17 protein-coding genes are annotated in these 20,780 nt (G+C 61.3%); 11 read left to right on the forward strand and 6 right to left on the reverse strand.

All coding sequences use genetic code 11. The features are described 5' to 3' along the window. Positions 1 to 2: 2 nt before the first annotated feature. A complete protein-coding gene (locus tag AAZQ98_RS06495; protein ID WP_434691323.1) occupies positions 3 to 2,846 on the reverse strand; it encodes an Rne/Rng family ribonuclease in 2,844 nt (947 codons plus the stop codon). A 606-nt stretch (positions 2,847 to 3,452) separates the two neighbouring features. Between AAZQ98_RS06495 and AAZQ98_RS06500 the strand changes: the two genes are divergently transcribed. Both AAZQ98_RS06500 and AAZQ98_RS06505 read left to right on the forward strand, forming a co-directional pair. Then, entirely contained in the window at positions 3,453 to 4,076 is a 624-nt protein-coding gene (locus AAZQ98_RS06500) for a vitamin K epoxide reductase family protein (protein WP_434690682.1), read from the forward strand. Between the two features lie 260 nt (positions 4,077 to 4,336). Next, on the forward strand, positions 4,337 to 4,924 hold the full coding sequence (locus AAZQ98_RS06505; protein WP_332489126.1) for a GNAT family N-acetyltransferase: 588 nt from the start codon (positions 4,337 to 4,339) through the stop codon (positions 4,922 to 4,924). A 75-nt stretch (positions 4,925 to 4,999) separates the two neighbouring features. On the opposite strand, the gene AAZQ98_RS06510 is transcribed toward AAZQ98_RS06505, so the two are convergent. Continuing rightward, entirely contained in the window at positions 5,000 to 5,260 is a 261-nt protein-coding gene (locus AAZQ98_RS06510) for a hypothetical protein (protein ID WP_434690684.1), read from the reverse strand. Between the two features lie 201 nt (positions 5,261 to 5,461). Between AAZQ98_RS06510 and AAZQ98_RS06515 the strand changes: the two genes are divergently transcribed. Together AAZQ98_RS06515 and AAZQ98_RS06520 are read left to right on the forward strand one after the other, a co-directional pair. Further along, complete coding sequence (locus AAZQ98_RS06515; protein ID WP_434690687.1) at positions 5,462 to 6,751, forward strand: AI-2E family transporter; 1,290 nt, start codon at positions 5,462 to 5,464, stop codon at positions 6,749 to 6,751. Between the two features lie 352 nt (positions 6,752 to 7,103). Further along, on the forward strand, positions 7,104 to 7,310 hold the full coding sequence (locus AAZQ98_RS06520) for a hypothetical protein (protein WP_402473329.1): 207 nt from the start codon (positions 7,104 to 7,106) through the stop codon (positions 7,308 to 7,310). Between the two features lie 63 nt (positions 7,311 to 7,373). On the opposite strand, the gene ndk is transcribed toward AAZQ98_RS06520, so the two are convergent. From ndk to ileS, 4 genes are read right to left on the reverse strand one after another with little or no spacing between them, the layout of a single operon-like run. Further along, complete coding sequence (ndk, locus tag AAZQ98_RS06525) at positions 7,374 to 7,790, reverse strand: nucleoside-diphosphate kinase (protein ID WP_434690689.1); 417 nt, start codon at positions 7,788 to 7,790, stop codon at positions 7,374 to 7,376. 40 nt (positions 7,791 to 7,830) lie between these two features. Then, positions 7,831 to 8,265, reverse strand: a complete 435-nt coding sequence (locus tag AAZQ98_RS06530) for a DUF4233 domain-containing protein (protein WP_434690691.1) — start codon at positions 8,263 to 8,265, stop codon at positions 7,831 to 7,833. After that, a complete protein-coding gene (locus tag AAZQ98_RS06535) occupies positions 8,265 to 9,560 on the reverse strand; it encodes a bifunctional folylpolyglutamate synthase/dihydrofolate synthase (protein ID WP_434691325.1) in 1,296 nt (431 codons plus the stop codon). The genes AAZQ98_RS06530 and AAZQ98_RS06535 overlap by 1 nt, the downstream gene beginning before the upstream one ends. A gap of 56 nt (positions 9,561 to 9,616) precedes the next feature. After that, positions 9,617 to 12,877, reverse strand: coding sequence for an isoleucine--tRNA ligase (gene ileS / locus AAZQ98_RS06540; RefSeq protein WP_434690693.1), 3,261 nt, complete (start codon positions 12,875 to 12,877; stop codon positions 9,617 to 9,619). A gap of 428 nt (positions 12,878 to 13,305) precedes the next feature. Between ileS and helR the strand changes: the two genes are divergently transcribed. The 7 genes from helR to AAZQ98_RS06575 all read left to right on the forward strand — a co-directional run bounded on the left by helR (position 13,306) and on the right by AAZQ98_RS06575 (position 20,729). Beyond that, entirely contained in the window at positions 13,306 to 15,465 is a 2,160-nt protein-coding gene (helR, locus tag AAZQ98_RS06545) for an RNA polymerase recycling motor ATPase HelR (RefSeq protein ID WP_434690695.1), read from the forward strand. Between the two features lie 30 nt (positions 15,466 to 15,495). Then, positions 15,496 to 16,743, forward strand: coding sequence for a sensor histidine kinase (locus AAZQ98_RS06550; RefSeq protein WP_434690698.1), 1,248 nt, complete (start codon positions 15,496 to 15,498; stop codon positions 16,741 to 16,743). Next, positions 16,740 to 17,357, forward strand: a complete 618-nt coding sequence (locus AAZQ98_RS06555; protein ID WP_434690700.1) for a response regulator — start codon at positions 16,740 to 16,742, stop codon at positions 17,355 to 17,357. Before AAZQ98_RS06550 ends, AAZQ98_RS06555 begins: the two co-directional genes overlap by 4 nt. 112 nt (positions 17,358 to 17,469) lie before the next feature. Next, complete coding sequence (locus AAZQ98_RS06560; RefSeq protein ID WP_434690703.1) at positions 17,470 to 19,572, forward strand: MMPL family transporter; 2,103 nt, start codon at positions 17,470 to 17,472, stop codon at positions 19,570 to 19,572. Further along, positions 19,565 to 20,008, forward strand: coding sequence for a DUF2871 domain-containing protein (locus AAZQ98_RS06565; RefSeq protein WP_105658480.1), 444 nt, complete (start codon positions 19,565 to 19,567; stop codon positions 20,006 to 20,008). Before AAZQ98_RS06560 ends, AAZQ98_RS06565 begins: the two co-directional genes overlap by 8 nt. A gap of 176 nt (positions 20,009 to 20,184) precedes the next feature. After that, positions 20,185 to 20,310: a hypothetical protein gene (locus AAZQ98_RS06570; protein WP_434690706.1), complete on the forward strand. Its 126-nt coding sequence runs from the start codon at positions 20,185 to 20,187 to the stop codon at positions 20,308 to 20,310. Positions 20,311 to 20,447: 137 nt separating this feature from the next. Continuing rightward, positions 20,448 to 20,729, forward strand: coding sequence for a BRCT domain-containing protein (locus AAZQ98_RS06575; protein WP_434690708.1), 282 nt, complete (start codon positions 20,448 to 20,450; stop codon positions 20,727 to 20,729). Positions 20,730 to 20,780: the final 51 nt, after the last annotated feature.

Raw genomic sequence — 20,780 nt, forward strand, 5'->3', positions numbered from 1 at the left:
ATCTATTTCAGTTCGCGTACTGGAACACCCACACCGAGCATTACCGGTTGCCCGGCAGGCTCAGCTGGCTTATCTTTCTGCGAACCGGAGGCATCCATCTGAACTACCGAACCGGTAGCGGCGGATACCTCTGCCACGAGAACCTCTGCAGTCGCATCGCCCTGGACCGAGGTGGCCCGACGACTGCGACGCTTTGGCTTCGTGGAATTCTGTGGGGCTGCCGCGGTGGCGGCTGCTGGGACGGAAGCCGCGGGGCTGCTGGACTCAGCAGGAGCGCTGGCAGCAGGCATGGCCAGGCCGGTAAGCACCGGCTGGTCCTGCTGTGCCGCTTCCTGCGGACGCGAAGCACGGCGTGAGCGCTTGCGCGGCTGCTCCTGGGGCGTCGAGGCGGCAACAGGCTCAGGAGCAGCATGCTGTTCCTGGTTGGCCTGAGCTTCCTCGTTGCCCGAAGCGTTTTCCTCGGACTGGTTGCGGCCGCGTCCACGGGAGCGTGAACGGCGGCGCGGCTTGCGGCTGCCGTCCTGCTCGTCGCTGGACTCATCCTGGCCCGGCAACGCTGCTTCCAGCGCTTCCAGGGTAACCGAGGCCTCGGCGGCCTGCGCAGACGCCGCGGACTTGGCCACAGGAATCTGTTCGCCCTCGATGCTCACTGCGTTTTCAGCAGCGGCATCCAGGTGCGAAGCGGCGGCAATGCTGGCCAGGGCGTTGCGCGTGGCTTCGTCCTTCTCCCCTGCTGCCGGCTCCTGCTTCTCAACTGGCTTCTGCTCGTCCTTCTCGCCGCCACGACGGCGGCGGGAGTTGCGGCTTGGCTTGTCGTTGAACTTCTTGCTGTGCGCTTCGCCCTGCGAGTTGAAGCTCTTGCGCGATTCAACTGGCTCTTCGTGGGTGATGAAGCCAGCACCTGCACAGTGCTCGCACTCTTCACCGAAGACTTCGAGCAGGCCGGTGCCCATGCGCTTGCGCGTCATCTGGACCAGGCCCAGCGAGGTCACTTCAGCAACCTGGTGCTTGGTCCGGTCGCGGCCCAGGCACTCCACCAGGCGGCGCAGCACCAGATCGCGGTTGGATTCCAGGACCATGTCGATGAAGTCGATGACGATGATGCCGCCGATGTCACGCAGGCGCAACTGGCGGACCACTTCTTCGGCCGCTTCCAGGTTGTTCTTGGTCACGGTCTCTTCGAGGTTGCCTCCCGAACCGGTGAACTTGCCGGTGTTCACGTCGATGACGGTCATCGCTTCGGTGCGGTCGATGACCAGCGAACCACCCGAAGGCAGGAAGACCTTGCGGTCCAGCGCCTTGGCGATCTGCTCGTCCACACGGAAGTTGGCGAAGATGTCCTCTTCGGCTTCCCACTTCTCCAGACGGCCCATCAGATCCGGCGCCACGTACATGACGTAGGCCTCGATGGTGTCCCAGGCGTGGTCACCGGAGACGATCAGCTTGGTGAAGTCCTCGTTGAAGACGTCGCGGACCACCTTGATGGTCAGATCGGGTTCCGAGTACAGCAGTTCAGGAGCCAGGGTCTTGGTGGAGTTGGCCTGCTCTTCGATGCCTTCCCACTGCGCACGCAGCCGGTTGATATCGTTGGTCAGTTCTTCCTCGGAAGCGCCTTCGGCGGCGGTGCGCACGATGACGCCCGCGTTTTCCGGCAGGTGGTCCTTCAGGATCTTCTTCAGTCGCTGGCGTTCGACATCCGGGAGCTTGCGCGAGATGCCGGTCATCGAACCACCTGGCACGTAGACCAGGTAGCGGCCGGGCAGGGAGATCTGGCTGGTCAGCCGGGCGCCCTTGTGGCCTACCGGGTCCTTGGTGACCTGCACCAGGACCGAGTCGCCAGCCTTCAGGGCGTTCTCGATGCGGCGCGGCGCGCCTTCGAGAGCGGCTACGTCCCAGTTCACTTCGCCTGCGTACAGCACGGCGTTGCGGCCGCGGCCGATATCCACGAAAGCAGCTTCCATGGATGGCAGCACATTCTGCACCTTGCCGACGTACACGTTGCCGATCAGCGAATCCTGCTGGGTCTTGGAGACGAAGTGCTCTGCAAGCACTCCATCTTCCAGTACGCCGATCTGGATGCGGTCCTCGCGCTGGCGCACGATCATCTTGCGCTCGACGGATTCGCGGCGGGCCAGGAACTCGGCCTCGGTGATCACCTGGCGGCGGCGACCGGTTTCGCGTGATTCGCGGCGGCGCTGGCGCTTGGCTTCCAATCGGGTGGAACCGCGCACCGAAGCGACCTTGTCGTTGACCGAGCTGTGGCTTTCGATGCTGCCACGCGGGGCTCGCACACGGGTAACGGTGTTCGGCGGATCATCCTGCGAGCCGCCCTCAAGTTCCAGATCCACTTCCCCGCGGCGACGGCGGCGGCGGCGACGCGAAGTCACGTCGTCGGCATCGGCGTCTGCCTCGGGATCTGCGGCAGCTGCGCGGCGAGCAGGTTCCTGCTTCTTCGCAACAGCCTGGGCCAGAACAGCCTGAGCTGTTTCCGGCACGGCGAAAGGATTCAAAATCATGGTGCTGCCGTGTTCGGCCAGCAGCATGCCGGTCTGGTCAACGTCGTTCGCTTCCTCAACCGGTGCAACTTCCTGCTCGGCCGGGGCAGCGATTTCAGCGCTCTGCTCCTGGACGTCTTCCTGCCTGTCCTGGACGTCTTCCTGCTTGGTCGCGGCGAGCTCTACAGCCTCGTCATTCGCGGTATTGCGCACTGCCTGCGCCCGGCGTTCGGCCTGGCGGCTGGCCCGCTTAGTGGAATCAGGGGTGGAAATCTGGGTGCGGCGGGTGGCCCGCCAGCGGTATGGGCTTTCTTCGACACCGGCAGCGGCATTGAGTTCGGCCAAGGTCATGGCGCGACGCAGTGGTCGCGCGGGTGTGGTTGAAACACTGGTACGGCGGGCTCGTGTTGAACGGTTGCCCCGCTTATTACCTTGCGTTCCGCCCTTTCGTTGATTTGCTGCGCTCATTTAAATTCGCGTACTCCTACTATGTCCCGCTCGGGCATCCTCCACAGACGGCGCCGTTGCTGAAACTACAATCATCACGTGTCGCTTGGCCTACTTATCTTCCAGTAGTCCGGACACAAAAGCTCGCTATTTTCCGCGGGTTCGACGCTGGTCCAAATTTCTGAACCAGGCGCAAATCCTGCGGATCAACGTGGCCTAAGAAAACCGGCTGCTTTCCTTTGCAGCCCTACGATCCGCGGTATTCCCCCGGGAGGCGCACATATTGGGCACTCAACCGAAGCGATGCATCGCCTGTCGATCTGTTGTTTCAAAAGTCTGTCGTCGGGTTGAAAGCAGACTGTGGATCCGCGAACAACCATTCCCATTCTCTCATATTTCGTTCACGCCTTGTTCATTGCTTCTCACCAGATGCACAGAAATGCTTCCTAGGATGAAAAAGGCCTTCGCGGAATAACCCGCTTTCCTATGAACTTATGGAATAGTCAAAACATGGTTTCATCACAAGAAAATAGCCACGGCTCGGGCGTGTTGCCCTGGTGGGCTAAGGAACGCGGCTTCGGGCTGTTCATCATCGTTACGGGATTGATCTCTTGGCTCGCCGCCGGAATCCTGGTTCTGGAACGCTTGGAGTTGTACAAGAACCCCGACTACATCACCAGTTGCGACGTCAATCCCTGGATCTCCTGTGGCACCGTGATGAAATCCGAGCAGGCAGGAATCTTCGGATTCCCCAATCCCTTCTTCGGGATTGTTTGCTTCGCTGTTGTTATCGCCATCGGCTTCGCCCTGCTCGCCGGCGCAACAAACCTGAAGCGCTGGTTCTGGCTGTGCTTCCAGTTGGGCATCACCGCGGCTATGGGCTTGGTGATCTGGTTCTGGTCCCAGGCCCTGTATGAAATCAACGCCCTGTGCCCTTACTGCATGGTCGTGTGGGCCATGACGATTCCCTTGTTCGTGTTCACAACCGCACGCAATGTGCTTACCGGCGTGATTCCTGCTGGAGCCGGCGTGAAGAAGTTCTTCGCCGAGTGGAGCTGGATCATTACCGCCGTCATCTTGGCGCTCGTTGCCGCATCGGTCGTCCTGCGTTTCCCGCTCGCCTTCTTCGGCTAGAGCCCGGCTTCCATGCCCACCTGCGGGGCCGCTACTTCGGTAGCGGCCCCGCAGTGCTGTTCCTGGCGCTCCCCCACCCCGCCGCCAACCAGGTCGGCCGGCCTTGTGCCACTGCTTGTTGCACCCCGGCGCGCCACCGGCGCCAAGACATCCCGCTTCGGCCTTCGATCCGCGTCAAAACGGCCATCGGCAAGGCCGGAAAGGGTTCGCCGTCAACGATCTTCCGGATACTGCCCAGCTAGACCCGGTAGATTAGAAGCATGGCAAGTGACATATGGAACACAGAAAATGCCCAGGACTACGGAATCAACCTGCTGATTTCCGAACACCTTCGGCTCCGTGAACTACAAGAGGAAGATCTTGCGTTCCTCACCCAATGGTGGAATAGCCCAGAATTCATGGCCCTGCAGGGCAACCTGGTACTTCCCCACCCGATCACCGAAGCCGCAGAACTCTTCAAATCGCGCAGCGTCAACCGTGGCACCACCGACGGCGTGGGACTTTCCATCACGCTTCCCGATGACACGCTGATCGGGCACACCGCTTTGTACGACTACAACGCGCCGGCCCGTTCGGCCGAATTGATGATCATGATCGGTGGTTCAAATGTGGGCCAAGGCTATGGCACCATGGCCACCAAGATGATCATCGACTACGGCTTCCGCGAGATGGGCCTGAACCGCATCGGCTTGAACGCCTGGGCGTACAACGAGCGCGCACTGCGCACCTTCAACCGCGCAGGATTCCGCGAAGAGGGCCGGGTGCGCCAGGCTGGATTCCACGATGGGTCGTTCCACGACAAGATCATCATGGGCCTGCTGGCCAAGGAGTACTTCAACGCCAAGTAGTCCGCACAGGCAGAGAACGAGACCTTAACAGAGCTGGGGCCGCGCATTGCGCGGCCCCAGCTCTGTTGCGTCAGTTCACTTCTGGACCAGACCCGCATAATCGGTCTGATAGCCCGTTACCGGCTGGTGAGGGATTTCTTCCCAGCGTTCTGGATCTTCTTGCTGGACTTCGCCCGATGCCATTCCGAGCAGCAATTCCTTGAGCGCAAGAACATTTTGGCGAATCAACTTGCCGCAGGACTTCTGACCGAGGCTTCCGTCACTGCTATTTCCACTGGTTTCAAAGAAGACCACCGGGTTTCGATGCCCATCGGCATTGAGCCCCCGGTAGTTCAAGCCCAGCATCATTGCAGAGACGACGCCGCAGGAATGCCGAAGAAATCAGCCCGTGGGTGCACGAATCAATGCCTTCGGGCACGAAAACGGGATAGTGGCCAGTGCGAACGCCAAAAAATCAGCATTTCGGTGTTGCCTTGGGACCTTGTCAAGTCGTTAGCCTATTGTTAGAGCTATCAGAACCAACTACAAGGAGCGACTATGGCTTTTTTCCGTAAGGTCAGGCCCGCCGCGTTGTTGAAAAAGCAACCTCAGGACGACAAGCCGACACCCGCCGAGCACCACCGTGTTCCGGCCAAGGACGCCAAACCAGATTTCACGGTCACCAGCCTGTGGACCGACTTGCTAGGACGCCTAGGCATTCGAAGCGCCCAGCTGCTGGTAGTTGGCGCGCTGGCAACATTCCTCATCATCGGCATGCTCCGCTTGACCATGATCGTGATCCCCACGTTGCTGGCCGTCATCATTTCCTGTGCGTTGTGGCCCCTGGTGGTCAAGCTGCGCAAGTTTGTTTCCCCGATGCTGGCAGCATGGATCGTTTTCCTCGGGTCCCTATTGGTCCTCGGAGGCATCGGCACCGGCCTGGTCTTCTCGGTCATCAAGGAATGGCCAAAGCTCGTTGACCAAGCTGTTGAAGGCTTCAACCAGCTCAATGACATGGTTCAGGGCTTCATCGGCACGATGCCTTTCAGCGTCGACCAGAGCCAGATCGATAATGTTGTCGAAACAGTAACCGGCTTCTTGACCAGTTCCCAGTTCGGCACCGGCGCCTTGAACACGCTGAGCGCAGCAGGCAGCTTCGTGACCGGCTTGGTCCTGCTGCTGGTGATCCTGTTCTTCTTCCTGAAGGACGGCGACAAGATCTGGGCCTTTGCCGTGTCGTGGACTCCACGCCACTACCGCAACAAGTGGATTCTTTCCGGCGACCGCGCGCTGCGCACCTTCGGCGGCTACATCCGCGGTACTGCCACCGTGGCCGCGGTGGATGCTCTGGGCATCACCGCGACACTGCTGATCGTGCAGGTTCCACTGGCCATCCCGCTAGGCGTCATCGTCTTCCTCGGCTCCTTCGTGCCGATGGTAGGTGCCACCGTTGCCGGCATCCTGGCCACGCTGATTGCATTGGTAACCAACGGACCTGTGGTGGCGCTGATCGTGCTGGCTGCGGTAATCTTGGTGAACCAGCTGGAGGGCAACTTCCTGCAGCCGGTCGTCATGGCCAACGCCCTGAGCCTGCATGCACTGGTCGTGCTGATGGCACTGACCGCAGGCACCGTCCTGGCGGGCATCGTTGGCGCCGTCCTGGCGGTGCCACTGGTGGCCGCTTCATGGGCGGTAATCAAGGTATGGACCGGGCGCGACAAATCCGATGCGGTGGCTGAAGCCAGCGAGGACATCAAGTCTGAAGTCGAGATCAGCGAAGAGCAAGCGGCTTTCGACAAACTCGAAGCCAAGGAACAGCACCAGGAATCCCTCAAGGACTCCGAGTAGCTGTTGCGGCTGGGGCGCTCCTGCACGTCAGGGGCGCCCTTCCTTTTGCCACTTAAATGCTCTTGATCGAATTATTTCCAATTAATTCTCAAAGAGTTCACGCCCTCATCCAGCCCCGGCTTCCCGGGGTTTTCACGCTGGGGACAAGACCGGTGGACCGGATCCCGCGTTGCCGTGGATGTGGTTTGTGTGTTTAATGTGACTGAAGTGATGGAAGTGGAGCGACGCGGGATGCGCAATCGCCTTGAGAAGTTTTGCTGCATGTCTTCGTTTTCCCCAACAGGGAAAACCCGCGCCACGCTTCGCCCGCAATCAATGCGCTAACGCGCACTGAAGACTGGGAGGTATCCACGTGCTGGAATTCAGCAATGACGGAGCAGATAAGTATCTTTCGCACATAGTCGGCCCTATCACCGACCACCACCAGGTGGTCAGGATCGGTGCTGCAGAGCAACTGCCGCTCGACTCGACTGCACAGGCGCTCGGAAGTTCGGTGCAGCAGGCAGCTAGCCCGCAAGGAGCTATGCTCGCCCGGGACAGTTTGGATGACTGGTTCTAGGACCCGCTTCCAGGCATGAAAAATCCCGGCAGTTTCCAGCTGCCGGGATTTTCGCGTTTCGACCTACTTGCCGAACCAGATGCCGATCTCGCGCTCGGCGGACTCGACGGAGTCCGAGCCGTGGACCAGGTTCTGCTGGACCTTCAGGCCCCAGTCGCGGCCGAAGTCGCCACGGATGGTGCCTGGAGCTGCGGTGGTCGGGTCGGTGGTGCCAGCCAGCGAACGGAAGCCGGGGATAACGCCCTGGCCTTCAGCCACGATCGCCACCACTGGACCGGAGAGCATGAACTCAACCAGCGGCTCGTAGAATGGCTTGCCTTCGTGCTCTGCATAGTGCTCGGCGAGCAGCTCGCGAGTAGCTTCCAGCTGCTGCAGCTTGGCAATGGTGTAGCCCTTGGCTTCAATGCGGGCAAGGATCTGTCCGGCCAGACCGCGCTTGACGCCATCTGGCTTGACCAGGATCAGGGTACGTTCAGTCATGTGACTACCTCTTCGTATCGTTGATGTACTTCTTAGGTTCTCAGGCTTGCTCGGGGTTCGCTTTTTCCCAGGCTTCTTGGGCGGCCGCGCGGCGCTTGTTCACTGCGTCGATTTCGCCGCCCTTGTTCAGCGCATACCACCAGCACAGGGCGAAGGCCGCTGCGAGGTAGAACATGTCCGGCAGGATGAAGCCGCACAGGAAGAACACTACCTGCAGGATCCAGCCGATGATGTAGCCGATCTTCTTGCCCAGCAGGGCGCAGTTGAAGATGCACAGCAGCGCCACGGCGCCTCCGAGGCTGAGCACGACCACCGGTTCTCCGCCACGCTTGAGCCCGAAGGCCGCCAGGGTGACGAACACCGCCAGCAGCGCCTCGCAGACCAGCACGGTTGATGCGAACATCATTTTCGTGGAGCGCTGCTTCTTCTTCATCCCAGGACGCCACTCGCGCTGGGCACGGGTGAGTTTAGCCATCAGGATTCGCCTCCCTTGAGCAACAGTGAAATCTCGCCCACCAGTGTAATCGAACCGGTCACCAGCACGCCGCCGGACAAGTCGTTGCCTGCCTCGGCGCGGCCCACCGACCACTCGATGGCATCTTCCAGGTCCTCGGTGACGTGGATGTCCTCTTCCGGCCAGCCAGCGTCGATCGCCATGGTGGACAGTTCGCCGGCCGGGATGGCCCGCGGCGAGGACGACTGGGTGATGCAGATGTCCTCAACCATGTCACCGTACTGCTCGCGCATGGTGTAGAGCATTGCTTCGGCGTCCTTCTCCTGCAAGATGCCAACCATCAGCACCAGGCGGGTGAAGCCGAAGGATTCCTTGATCGCCTCTGCGGTGACGCGGATGCCATCCGGGTTGTGGCCGGCATCCACCAGGATGCTCGGTGCCGCGCGGACCAGTTCCAGGCGGCCCGGGCTGGTGGCGGCCGCGAAGCCGTCGCGGACCAGATCGGCATTCAGCTCGCGCTGGCCGCCGCCCAGGAAGGCTTCCACCGCAGCCAAGGCCACGGTGGCGTTCTGCGCCTGGTGGGCACCGAACAACGGCAGGAAGATCTCGTCGTAGCGTGCTGCTTGGCCCTGGATGGACAGCAGCTGCCCGCCCACGCCATGCTGGCGTTCCAGGAGCTTGAAGTCCAGGCTGTCGAAAGCTGCCGGCACCTCAAGCTCGCGGGCGCGAGCCAGCAGCACATCGGCGGCATCCACCGGCTGCACCGAAGAGACCAGGTAGCCGCCGGGCTTGAGGATGCCGACCTTTTCTTCGGCAATCTCGCCCGGGGTATCCCCCAGCAGGTCGGTGTGGTCCAAGGAGATCGGGGTGATCACCGAAACGTCGGCATCTGCCACGTTGGTGGCGTCGGTGATGCCGCCCAGGCCGACTTCGAGCACCACGACATCCACCGGAACCTCGGCGAAAACCGCGAAGGCCAGGATGGTGACAGCTTCGAAGTAGGTCAGCTTGTTTTCGCCGCGCTCGACGAGCTCGGTGTCCACGATCTGAAGGAACGGGCTGATTTCATCCCACACGCGCACGAAGGTCTCGTCGTCTACCGGGGCACCGTCAATGGCGATGCGCTCGGTGACCGAGATCAGGTGCGGCGAGGAGTAGCGGCCGGTGCGCAAGTCGTGCGCCATCAGCAGCGACTCGATCATGCGTGCCGTCGAGGTCTTGCCGTTGGTGCCGGTGATGTGGATGACCGGGCAAGCCTTGTTCGGCTCGCCGAGGATCTCCATCGCGCGGAACATCGGATCCATGCGCGGTTCCATCTTGTTTTCCGGCGCACGGGAGAGCAGTTGCGCGTAGACGCGGTCCAATTCGCTCACTAGTTGGCCTCGACTTTTCCAGAATCCAGCTTGGCCACGGTGACCTGCTCGCCATCCACCGAATCATCGGCGACAAGTTCCAGCTGCGCGGTCAGGGTTTCACCTGCCACCAGCTCGCGGTTCGCTTCCAGTGCCGCGATGGCGGCCGTGCTGGCGGTGACCACGGTGCGGATGCGATCCGATACCTGCAGGTCCGCGTCCTTGCGGGCGGACTGGATGGAGCGGATCATGTCGCGTGCGGTGCCTTCGGCAGCCAGTGCCTCGGTGACCTCGGTATCCAGCACCAGGAAGCCGCCGTCGATGACTGCCGCGGCAATTTCGCCTGCTGCATCCACCACGGTGTCCAGGGTGTACTCGCCTTCGGCCAGTTCCAGGCCGCCGGCAGTGACTACACCGTCGGTGACCGACCAGTCCCCGGACTTGGCGCCCTTGATCGCCTGCTGCACGTTCTTGCCCAGGCGCGGACCGGCCGCACGGGCGTTCACTACCAGCTGCTGGCTGATGCCGTAGCTGGCGGCGTCGACGCCTTCGGCATCGATCAAGGTGACGGCCTTCAGGTTCAGCTCGTCCTTGATGATCGACGCGTAGGTGCCTTCCAGTCGGGCAGCGCCGGTGAGCACGACCTTCAGCTCGGCCAGCGGCAGGCGCACGCGCAGGTTCTTGGCCTTGCGCAGCGAGGAGCCCACGGAGCAGATCTTGCGGGTGGTTTCCATGGTTTCCAGCAACGCGGCGTCGGTTGGGAATTCGCTGGCTTCTGGCCAGTCCTCCAGGTGCACCGAACGTTCGCCGGTCAGCCCGCGGAAGATCTCTTCGCTGGCCAGCGGCAGCAGCGAAGCGGTGACCTTCACCAGGGTTTCCAGCGCGGTGTACAGGGTGTCGAAGGCCTGGGTGTCTTCATCGAAGAAACGCTGGCGCGAACGGCGCACGTACCAGTTGGTCAGGGTGTCCATGTACTGGCGTACGGCCTCGGTAGCATCGGAGACCTCGTAGGAATCCAGTGCCTCGGTGACTTCGCGCACCAGCTGGCCCGTGGCGGCCAGCATGTACTGGTCCAGCGGGTCGGTGGAGTCCATCGAGCGCTTGGCCTCGTAGCCGGCCCCGTTGTTGGCGGAGTTGGTGTAGAGGTTGAAGAAGTGCCAGACGTTCCACAGCGGCAGCAGCACCTGGCGCACGCCATCGCGGATGCCCTGTTCGGTCACGACCAGGTTGCCGCCGCGCAGGATCGGCGAGGCCATCAGGAACCAGCGCATGGCATCGGAGCCGTCGCGGTCCAGGACCTCGGTGACATCCGGGTAGTTGCGCAGGGACTTGGACATCTTCTGCCCGTCCGAGCCCAGCACGATGCCGTGGGAGATCACGTTGGTGTAGGCCGGGCGGTCGAAGAGCGCGGTGGAGAGCACGTGCATGGTGTAGAACCAGCCGCGGGTCTGTCCGATGTACTCAACGATGAAGTCCGCCGGGTGGTGGCCGGAATCGAACCATTCCTGGTTGTTGAACGGGTAGTGCACCTGGGCGTACGGCATCGAGCCGGAGTCGAACCAGACATCGAGCACGTCTTCCACGCGCTTGAGGGTGCCGGATTCGGCGCAGCCCTCATGGGCCTTGGTCAGCTCGTCGATGAATGGGCGGTGCAGGTCAGGCTGGCCTTCGTGGTTGACCGGCATGCGGCCGAAGAAGTCCTGCATTTCCTGCAGCGAGCCGAAGACCTCGCGGTGCTCGCATTCGGCACCGGTGCATTCCCACACCGGGATCGGCGAACCCCAGTAGCGGTTGCGCGAGATGGACCAGTCGCGGGCGTTTTCCAGCCACTTGCCGAACTGGCCGTGCTTGACGTTGCCCGGGATCCAGTTGATCTGCTCGTTCAGCTCGACCATGCGGTCCTTGAACTTGGAGACCTCGACGTACCACGAGGAGATCGCGCGGTAGATCAGCGGGGTGCGGCAGCGCCAGCAATGCGGGTAGGAGTGCTCGTAGGAGGCCTGCTTGACCAGCTTGGCCTCGTCCTTGAGCACATTGGTGATGGTCTTGTTGGCGTCGAAGACCTGCACGCCGGCGATCTCGGCCAGCGGGCCGTTGCCGAAGACCGGCAGGAACTTGGCGCCCTCGTCTACCGAGAGGATCACCGGGATGCCGTGCTCTTCGCAGACCTTCTGGTCATCCTCGCCGTAGGCCGGAGCCTGGTGCACGATGCCGGTGCCGTCGGCCACGGTGACGTAGTCGGCGGTGAGAATCTGCCAGGCGTTTTCGGTGCCGTACTTCTCGGTGTCGGTGTAGGTGTCCCACAGCGGCTGGTAGCGCACGCCGGCAAGCTGCTCACCGGTGTAGCTGGCGGTGATGGCCGCAGCGGCTTCCTTGGCATCCTTGTAGCCCAGGTCCTTGGCGTAGGAGCCGAGCAGGTCGCGGGCCAGCAGGAATGGCCCGGCGGCGGCCGAAGCCTTCACGCCGGCCTCGCCTGCAGGAACCACGACGTAGTCGATCGCCGGGTGCACGGCCAGTGCGGCGTTGGTTGGCAGGGTCCACGGGGTGGTGGTCCACGCCAGGGCCTGCACGCCGGCAAGTGCCTTGGAGGCTTCGGTTTCACCGGCAAGGATGGTGAAGCCCACGGTGACGGTCTGGTCCTGGCGGTTCTTGTAGACGTCGTCGTCCATGCGCAGCTCGTGGTTGGACAACGGGGTCTCGTCCTTCCAGCAGTACGGAAGCACGCGGAAGCCCTTGTAGGTCAGGTCCTTGTCCGAAAGCTGCTTGAAGGCCCAGATGACCGATTCCATGAACTCGACGTTCAGGGTCTTGTAGTCGTTTTCGAAGTCGACCCAGCGAGCCTGGCGGTTCACGTACTGCTTCCACTCATCGGCATACTTCATCACCGAGGTGCGGCAGGCGTCGTTGAACTTGTCGATGCCCATGGCTTCGATCTGCTTCTTGTCGGTCATGCCCAGCTGCTTCATGGCTTCCAGCTCGGCTGGCAGGCCGTGGGTGTCCCAGCCGAAGCGGCGCTCCACGCGCTTGCCGCGCTGGGTCTGGTAGCGCGCTACCAGGTCCTTGACGTAGCCGGTGAGCAGGTGGCCGTAGTGCGGCAGGCCGTTGGCGAAGGGAGGGCCATCGTAGAAGACGAATTCTTCGCCCTCGCGCTGGTCAATGGAGGCCTGGAAAGTGTCGTCGTTCTTCCAGTATTCGAGGACGCGCTTCTCAAGATCTGGGAATCGCGGTGAAGCCGGGGTCGAACCGGTTGGGTCTGTAGTGACCTTCGGGTAGAAGCTCATCGAATGGGCCGTCCTTCAAGCGTAGGGTCGATAAATCCTTGCCTACGAGGACGGCACGAATGCCGCGGTACCACCCCGCTTATCCCCCAACGCAATGATGGGGAATCGCTTATCTTCAGCTGTGACGGGCTGGTCCCGTTCGGTTCTACTTGGCGTTCATGATGCCCGCGGTTCTTCCGAAGACTCACCGGTGATAGCCGGATCAAAGTCGCAGTCCTTATATCCTACCGCGTGATGCCCCAGCTGAAAATTCCCGGCAGCCTTCGAAATGCAAGTGAGCGCAGGCTCACAGTACGCAGCTGGAAAACCGAAAACGGCATTCCCTGCATTTTCAGGATAGCGCGCCCAGGGGGCCTTGCCGCAAGGCCCCGCATAGGGTCCATAATCAATATCTTCCCCACGAGAACTAGCCAGACCAGGGAGCCCGCGTGCCTGCCAACATCGCAAACACCAGCTATTTCGATGCCATCGAGCACAGTCCAGCACCGGAGAACTCGGCCGAGACTGCCCAGGACCAGCAACGGCTCTGCGAAATTGCCCAACGGGTTGGGCAGCTTCGATCCGAAATCATGGAGCGCATTGCCCGACGAGGACAAGACCAGGCCGGCGTGCTGCAGCAATCCCTTGAACGCGATGTTGAACTCAGCGAATTAGCACAGCGGCTGCGCCAGCTGGACCGCATGGGTCCCTACGCCTGCTTAGGCTTCATGGAAATAGCCGGGACCGGCGAGCGCCTATACATTGGCCGCAGTGGCTTGAGCGACGACCAGGGCAAGCAGCTGCTGCTTGATTGGCGAGCCCCGGCAGCAGAACCATTCTTCGCCGCCACCCATGAGAAGGACCATGGGTTGGCCATGAGACGCCGCTACCGTTGGCGCCGGCAACGCATCTGCGACTATTGGGATGAAGTGTTTGATTCCTCCCAGCTGGCTTCCCACGCCCGCCTGGATGACCACTCTTCATTTCTCGCTTCCCTTGGCAGCAAGCGTTCACCAAAAATGCAGGACGTGCTCGCAACTATCCAGTCGGACCAGGACGCGATCATCCGGAGAAGCTCGCAAGGCGCGCTGGTGGTTGATGGCGGGCCGGGTACCGGCAAGACGGTGGTCGCTCTGCATCGAGCCGCCTATTTGCTGCATGCGGATCCACGGCTTCAACGCCAGGGCGGCAAGGTTTTGGTGGTAAGCCCGCACGAGGCCTATAGCTCCTATGTCGCTGACATTCTTCCGAATCTCGGCGAGGACGAGGTGCTCATTTCAACGCTTTCGAACATAGTTTCGATTGGCGATGATTTGCCCTCGGAACCGGATCACGGAGTCCACCGCATTAAATCCAGTCTGGCAATGCTGGATGCAGTCAAGAGGGCCGTGCAGGTCTTTGAAGAGCCTCCCTCCGTTGACGTTCAAATCGACTTTGGGGAAGCTCAAGCCACCCTGACAACGCAACTGTGGCGCACTGCGGTCACCATGATTGGCGAAGCAACGCCGCACAATGAAGCACGCATCGAATTGCGTGATGCCCTCATTGATCAATTGCTCCCCCAAGCCCTCAGAGGCGAAGACACGAAGCCACTGCCGCGCTCGGAGTGGGAGAGAAATCCAGCACTGAATGGGTTGCTAGATGAGCACTGGCCTGCCCTGGATCCATGCAAGCTGCTGCGGGCGCTCTGTTCAACCCCGGAGCTGCTTCGCTACAGCGGCAGAGACCTTAGCAACGAAGAGATCGAACAGCTACTGGCAAGTTCGGCTTCTGGCCGATGGACCACGTCGGATATTCCGCTGATTGACCTTGCGCGCTTTCTCATTGGCGACCCGCACAGCGAAGCGAAACGTCGTGATGAACAGTTCAGAGTGCACGCCGAGCGTACTCGATGGAAAAACGTCGTTGATGATCTGATGGACTCGGTTGACGACAGCGAGGATCTGGCATCCCAGCTCATCCACCACGATCTCCAAGAGCAGCTTCTCGCCGGAGCTCCGGCGAACAATTTGGCCTCGCTCAATTACGACGGACCCTTTTCGCATGTCATCATCGATGAAGCCCAGGACCTGACCGATGCGCAATGGGCAATGATCCAACGCCGTTGCCCATCAGGGAGCCTGACGATTGTGGGCGATAGGGCCCAGGCCGTTCACGGCTTCAACACGACATGGGAACAGCGTTTGGCCAGGATTGGCATTCGCGGCATCTCCGTATCCTGCTTGGGGGTCAACTACCGCAGCACGGCACAGATCATGGAAGCAGCCGCAGAACAGATCCGGGCACAGATGCCCGAGGCGAACGTGCCGCGATCATTGCGCACGGATGGTGCACCGGTGCGTTATGCCCGCCTGACCGAACTGGAATTAATACTCGATGATTGGCTAGGCGAAAATGCCGAGGGCACGGCGGCAGTTATCGGGGCCTCTGGCTTCCACGACTCTGGCAGGGTCCGCTTTCTTTCGCCAGAGAACGCCAAGGGCCTGGAATTCGATCTGGTGCTCGTCTGCCAGCCACGCTCCTTCGGCACCGGATTAAGCGCAGCCGTGCGCAGATACGTGGCCATGACCAGAGCGACAGCTCAACTGGTAATACTTGCCGATCAATAACCGGCAGCAGCCTTTAGTAGGCTGGCATTCATGAGTACTTCCGAGCCGCAGTGGTTGGACACCCAGAATCAGCAGCACTCGTTGGCCTCGCCAGTGGTGCTGCGCTGGGGGCAGCACCTGGTGACGGCAATCCTGCTTGCCATCGCGCTGCTGCGACAGGTTTCAGCGCAAGGAACTGTCCTGCCCGCGATCCTCGTCTCGGTACTCTTCGCCACCTGGTACAGCCTCGGCTTCGTTTCCCGTGCCAAGAAAGGAGTCTTCGCCAAGCCCGCGTGGTGGTTGGCGCTGCTGCTAGGGATCTGGATTGCAAGCCTCTTCGTTTCCGCTGAATTCATGTGGTTGGCCTTCAGCCTGTGGCTTCTCCTGGGCCACCAGCTGCCATTTCTTCCCTCAATATTGTGGTCAGTGGTCGTCTACGCCTTTACTTTGCTCGCTCCCTACCTGCACAATGCCGAGCTCAGCATTGCCGCCATTGCCGGCCCCTTGGTCGGCGGGCTGTTCGCCTGGGGCATCTCCCGGGGCTACCTTCAGATGGAACGCGATGCCGAAGTGCGCACATCCTTGGTGGATTCCCTGGTGCGAGCCCAGCAGGAAATGGCAGACCTGCAAGGAGAATTGGCCCGCTCCCAGCATGAGGCTGGCATCGCCACCGAACGCACCCGCTTGGCCCGCGAAATCCACGACACCGTGGCCCAGCAGCTCTCCTCCATCGGATTGCATGCCAAGGCGGCAGAAGCCTCCAAAGACCCGGAGTCTGCCTCGGCGGCCCTGAGCCGCATCGATGAGCTTTCCGGGCAGGCGCTGACCGATTTGCGTCGCATCATCGCCGCCCTGGCTCCGGCAGAACTCGATTCCCAGGCGCTCGCCGGAGCCTTGGGCCGCGTCTTGGAGAATTTCAAGGCCGATTCGAAGTTGGAGACCCGATTGGATATCGAGCCGGGGCTGCCCACTTTGGATCCGAATGTGCAGATCGCGCTGCTGCGGACCACCCAATCCGCCCTGTCCAACGTGCTGCGCCATGCCCAGGCCTCCACGGTGTCGCTCAGCCTGGGGTCCAGCGGCGACGAGGTACGTTTGGATATTGTCGATGACGGCATCGGCTTCGTTCCCAATACTGGTCGCGTTCAAACCAGTACGCACACCGGAGGCTTCGGCCTCACCGCAATGAACCAGCGCCTGCGCGAACTCGGCGGCGGTTTGGATGTCGAGAGCTCACCCGGTGAAGGCACCGCCCTGTGCGCCCACCTTCCGCTTCGCTTAGCAAAGGACAACTCATGATCCGGATCCTGCTGGTCGACGACCACCCCATCGTGCGGACCGGCCTGCGCGCGCTGTTCGAGAACTACGACGACATCGTTGTCATTGGCGAGGTTTCCAGCGGCGAGGAAGCGGTGGAATTCGTCAAGGCCAACACCGTCGATGTGGTGCTCTGCGACCTGCGCCTGGGTGCCGGGATGAATGGCGCACAAACCACCGCAGCGATCCGCCAACTGGCCAAACCGCCTTATGTGCTGATCCTGACCACCTTCGACAAGGACTCAGAGCTGCTCGCTTGCATCGAAGCTGGAGCCGCCGGCTACCTGCTCAAGGATGTCAGCGCCCAGACCATCGTCGAGTCCATCCGCCAAGCCTCCGCCGGGCACATGGTCCTGGCCCCGGAGATGACCCAGCGCGTTGTCGAGGGCATGCGCCGTCCCAAAATCGAGCTCACCAAGCGCGAAAAGGACGTATTGGTCCAACTGTCTACCGGTGCCGGCAACAGGCAAATCGCCAAGGCCCTGTTCGTCTCGGAGGCGACGGTCAAAACCCACCTGGTCCACATTTTCGACAAGCTCCAAGCAACCACGCGTACCGACGCGATCAACAAGGCCAAAGACCACGGACTGCTGTAGCTGATCGACAGAATCCCGGTGACACGCCGGGGTGTGTCTCAACCTTTCGGTTGAAGTTTTATTCACCCCTTTCCACGATGGCCTGACCTGCGAAATCTCGTTAACTGGAACTATGAAAGTTCCAGTTATCCCCCGGATCGGCGATTCGCTGACCAGCCGCCGCGGAGCCCGCATTTGGGCCGCCGGCATCTTTGCAGTAGTTCTCGTTCTCTTTGGTGCGCTGAGCAGCATCCAAGCCCCAACCCGTGCGGCCAGCTCCCTGGTCGAAGGCTCCGAATCGGCACAGGTCGCCGAAATCCTGGATGCCGACACCAGCGATTCCCAGAGCTCGGCACTGCTGGTGGCCAACCGCACCGATGGCCATGCGTTGAGCAATGCCGACACCTCTGCCTTTGATGAGCAGACCGCGGCGCTAGGCCACGACGCGGAGCTTTCCGCCGGCCCCACCATGGCCAGCGAAGACCAGCAGGCAGCCATGGTTCCGCTCACCTGGGATACGGTCTCCGATTCGGCCGACCGCCAGAAGCTGGATGAGATCCGCAGCTGGATCCAGGCCCACCCCATTCAGGGGCTGGCCGTGCAGGTCACTGGTTCTACCGCCTTCGCGGTAGATATCACCAATGCCTTCGCCGGGGCGGACTTCACCCTGCTGGCCGTCACGGTGGGCATCGTGGCAGTTTTGCTGATCCTCACCTACCGTTCGCCGGTACTCTGGCTGATCCCGCTGGTCGTTGTTGCCATCGCCGATCGCAGCGCTTCGCTGGTGGCGAACCTGCTGGGCAACGCCTTCAATCTGCACTTCGACTCCGGCGTGCTCAGCGTGCTGGTCTTCGGCGCCGGCACCAACTACGCATTGCTGCTGATCTCCCGCTACCGCGATGAACTGCAGAAGAATGCTGACCACCGCCAGGCGCTGTCCAAGGCGTGGGCGGCCAGCTTCGAAGCGATCCTGACCTCCAACCTCACCGTAGTGCTGGCCCTGCTGACCTTGGGACTGGCCGTCATGGAAGATACCCGCGGGCTGGGCATCGTCTGCGCCGCTGGCTTGCTGATCGCTGCGTTCTTCGTGCTCTTTGCGCTGCCACCGATCCTGGCCTTTGCCGGGCGCAAGGCATTCTGGCCGCTGGTCCCCCGCCCGGGTCAGGAAAGCAAGAAGGAAAACTTCTTCGGACGTGCTGCTCGTGCTGTGATGACCCGTCCGGGCCTGAACCTGGCAGCATTGGCGGTCTTGCTCATGGTTCTGGCCGGAGCGCTGACCGGTACCCGTATCGGCCTGGACCAGACCCAGCAATTCCGCAACGCCACCGAGTCTTCCAGTGCCATGCAGACCCTGGCCGCGCACTTCCCCGCAGGTGAAACCCAGCCGATCACCGTGTTGGCGCAGGGAACCGATGTCCAGGTCCTGCGAGATGAATTCTCCGGAGTCGAAAACGTCAAGCGTGTTGGCGAATCCTCCCAGCTCGGCACCACGCCATGGCAGCAGTTCTCTGTCATCTCGGCTGTCGATCCCGGCTCGGCCATGGCGCAGGACCTGGTAGCGGACCTGCGCGGTGCTGCGGCAACCGGCAGTACCGGGCAGGTGCTTGTTGGCGGGCAGAGCGCCGAACAGCTTGATTCGCACCAGATGCACCTGCGCGACCTGTTCGTGATTGCCCCGCTGATCATGGTCATCTGCTTCGTGATGCTCGGCTGGCTGACCCGTTCCTGGCGAACCGCACTTGCCTTGGGTCTGGTGAATTTGCTCAGCGCGGCCGCCGCCGTCGGCTTGGGTTCCTTGGTTTCCTCGGTGGTCTTCGAGGCCAACGCCTTGGATGTCCAGGTGCCGCTGCTGGCCTTCGTCTTCTTGGTCGCCTTGGGCGTGGATTACACCATCTTCTTGACCCAGCGAGTTCGCCAAGACTCGCAGGTGCTGGCGCTGGGCGACGCAGTGGTACTGGCCGCAAGCCGCACCGGTTCGGTGATCACCAGTGCCGGGCTCGTGCTAGCAGGTGTCTTCGCGGCACTGGCAACACTGCCACTCACGGTATTGGGCCAGCTTGGCCTGATCGTCGGACTCGGCGTCCTGCTGGACACCTTCGTCGTTCGCACCCTGCTGCTCCCGGCGCTGTTCGCAGTCCTGGGCTCAGGCAAGCATCCACTCTTCGGCACAACTTCCTCCGCTGCAGAAGCAACTGCAGAACCAACCGTTCAGAAAGAAAACAAAATCAATGCGTAAGCTCGTGAATTTCTCCTTCGCCTACATGGTCCTCGGTGTAGCTTCCGGTCTTTTCTACCGTGAATTCACCAAGATGAACGGCTTCCCTGAAGGCCAGTGGACCCAGCTCTCCGTAGTCCACACCCACCTGCTGGTGCTGGGCTTCATCATCTTGCTGCTGGTGCTCCTTCTGGAAAAGGCCTTCGGCCTGAGCCAGCACCGCAAGCTCTTCGCGTGGTTCATGGGCACCTACAACGCGGGCGTGATCCTAACCGCGGGCATGCAGCTTACCCACGGCATCATGACCGTACTAGGCGTTGAGTCGTCCAAGATGATCTCGGGCATCGCGGGCCTTGGCCACATGTCGATCACCGCAGGCATGATCTTGCTGTTCATCATGCTGCGCCGCAGTGTCGGCGCCCAGAAGCCAACCCAGAAGGTTGAGCTGGCCGGCTAGCCCAGCCAAGTACCATAGCGGAACTGAAAGTCGGTCCAGACGAAGATCGTCTGGGCCGAGTTCGCTCGCGCTTCTGGCACCCACTGCCAGGACCCCAAGATTGGCCACTTGCCTAAGGATAAAATGATCCGCTGCTGCTATAGATTGAACTAACAATCTTTCTCCCAGGAGCGGTCATGAGCGACGAATTCTTTGGAAAAGCTTGCCGCCCGGTTGCCGGAATTTTCGGGCACGGCAACGGAGGAGAACTACTTGGCTGTACTGGATTTAGCTTTGATGGACCGCTACGCATCAGCCCATGAAGAAGCCCAGTTGCTCCAGACCGCCAATGAAATTGGTTTGGATAAGCACCAAGCGCTGAGATTGCACGAATCTGGCGAAAGTCATCGGACTGCTGGGACTTCCGCCGCAGCTAATCGAGGTAGCCAAGGTGGCGCCGGTGGCTTCCCAAGATCATGAACCCATCCGGGAGCCTCAGGGCAATCATCAGATCGATCTTGACGCCATGGTGGTGCTCACCGGCGATATGACTCGTCCGCGTTCGGAGATTGAAGCTCAGCTTGCGTCCGCAGGATTCACCCCTCATCGCGCGATCACCAAGAAAGTAGCCTTGCTGGTGGCCGCGGATCCTGACTCGCTCTCCGGGAAAGCCAAGAAAGCACGCGACTACTGCATCCCTGTTGTCGGCGAAGATTATCTCTGGAACACCCTGCTCAGCTGACACCTGCGCCAGGTACAGCAATGGGCGATGTCCCCCAGCAATGATTTGCCG

Origin of the sequence: Glutamicibacter sp. Je.9.36, from assembly GCF_051129975.1 — a bacterium.
GTDB lineage: Bacteria > Actinomycetota > Actinomycetes > Actinomycetales > Micrococcaceae > Glutamicibacter.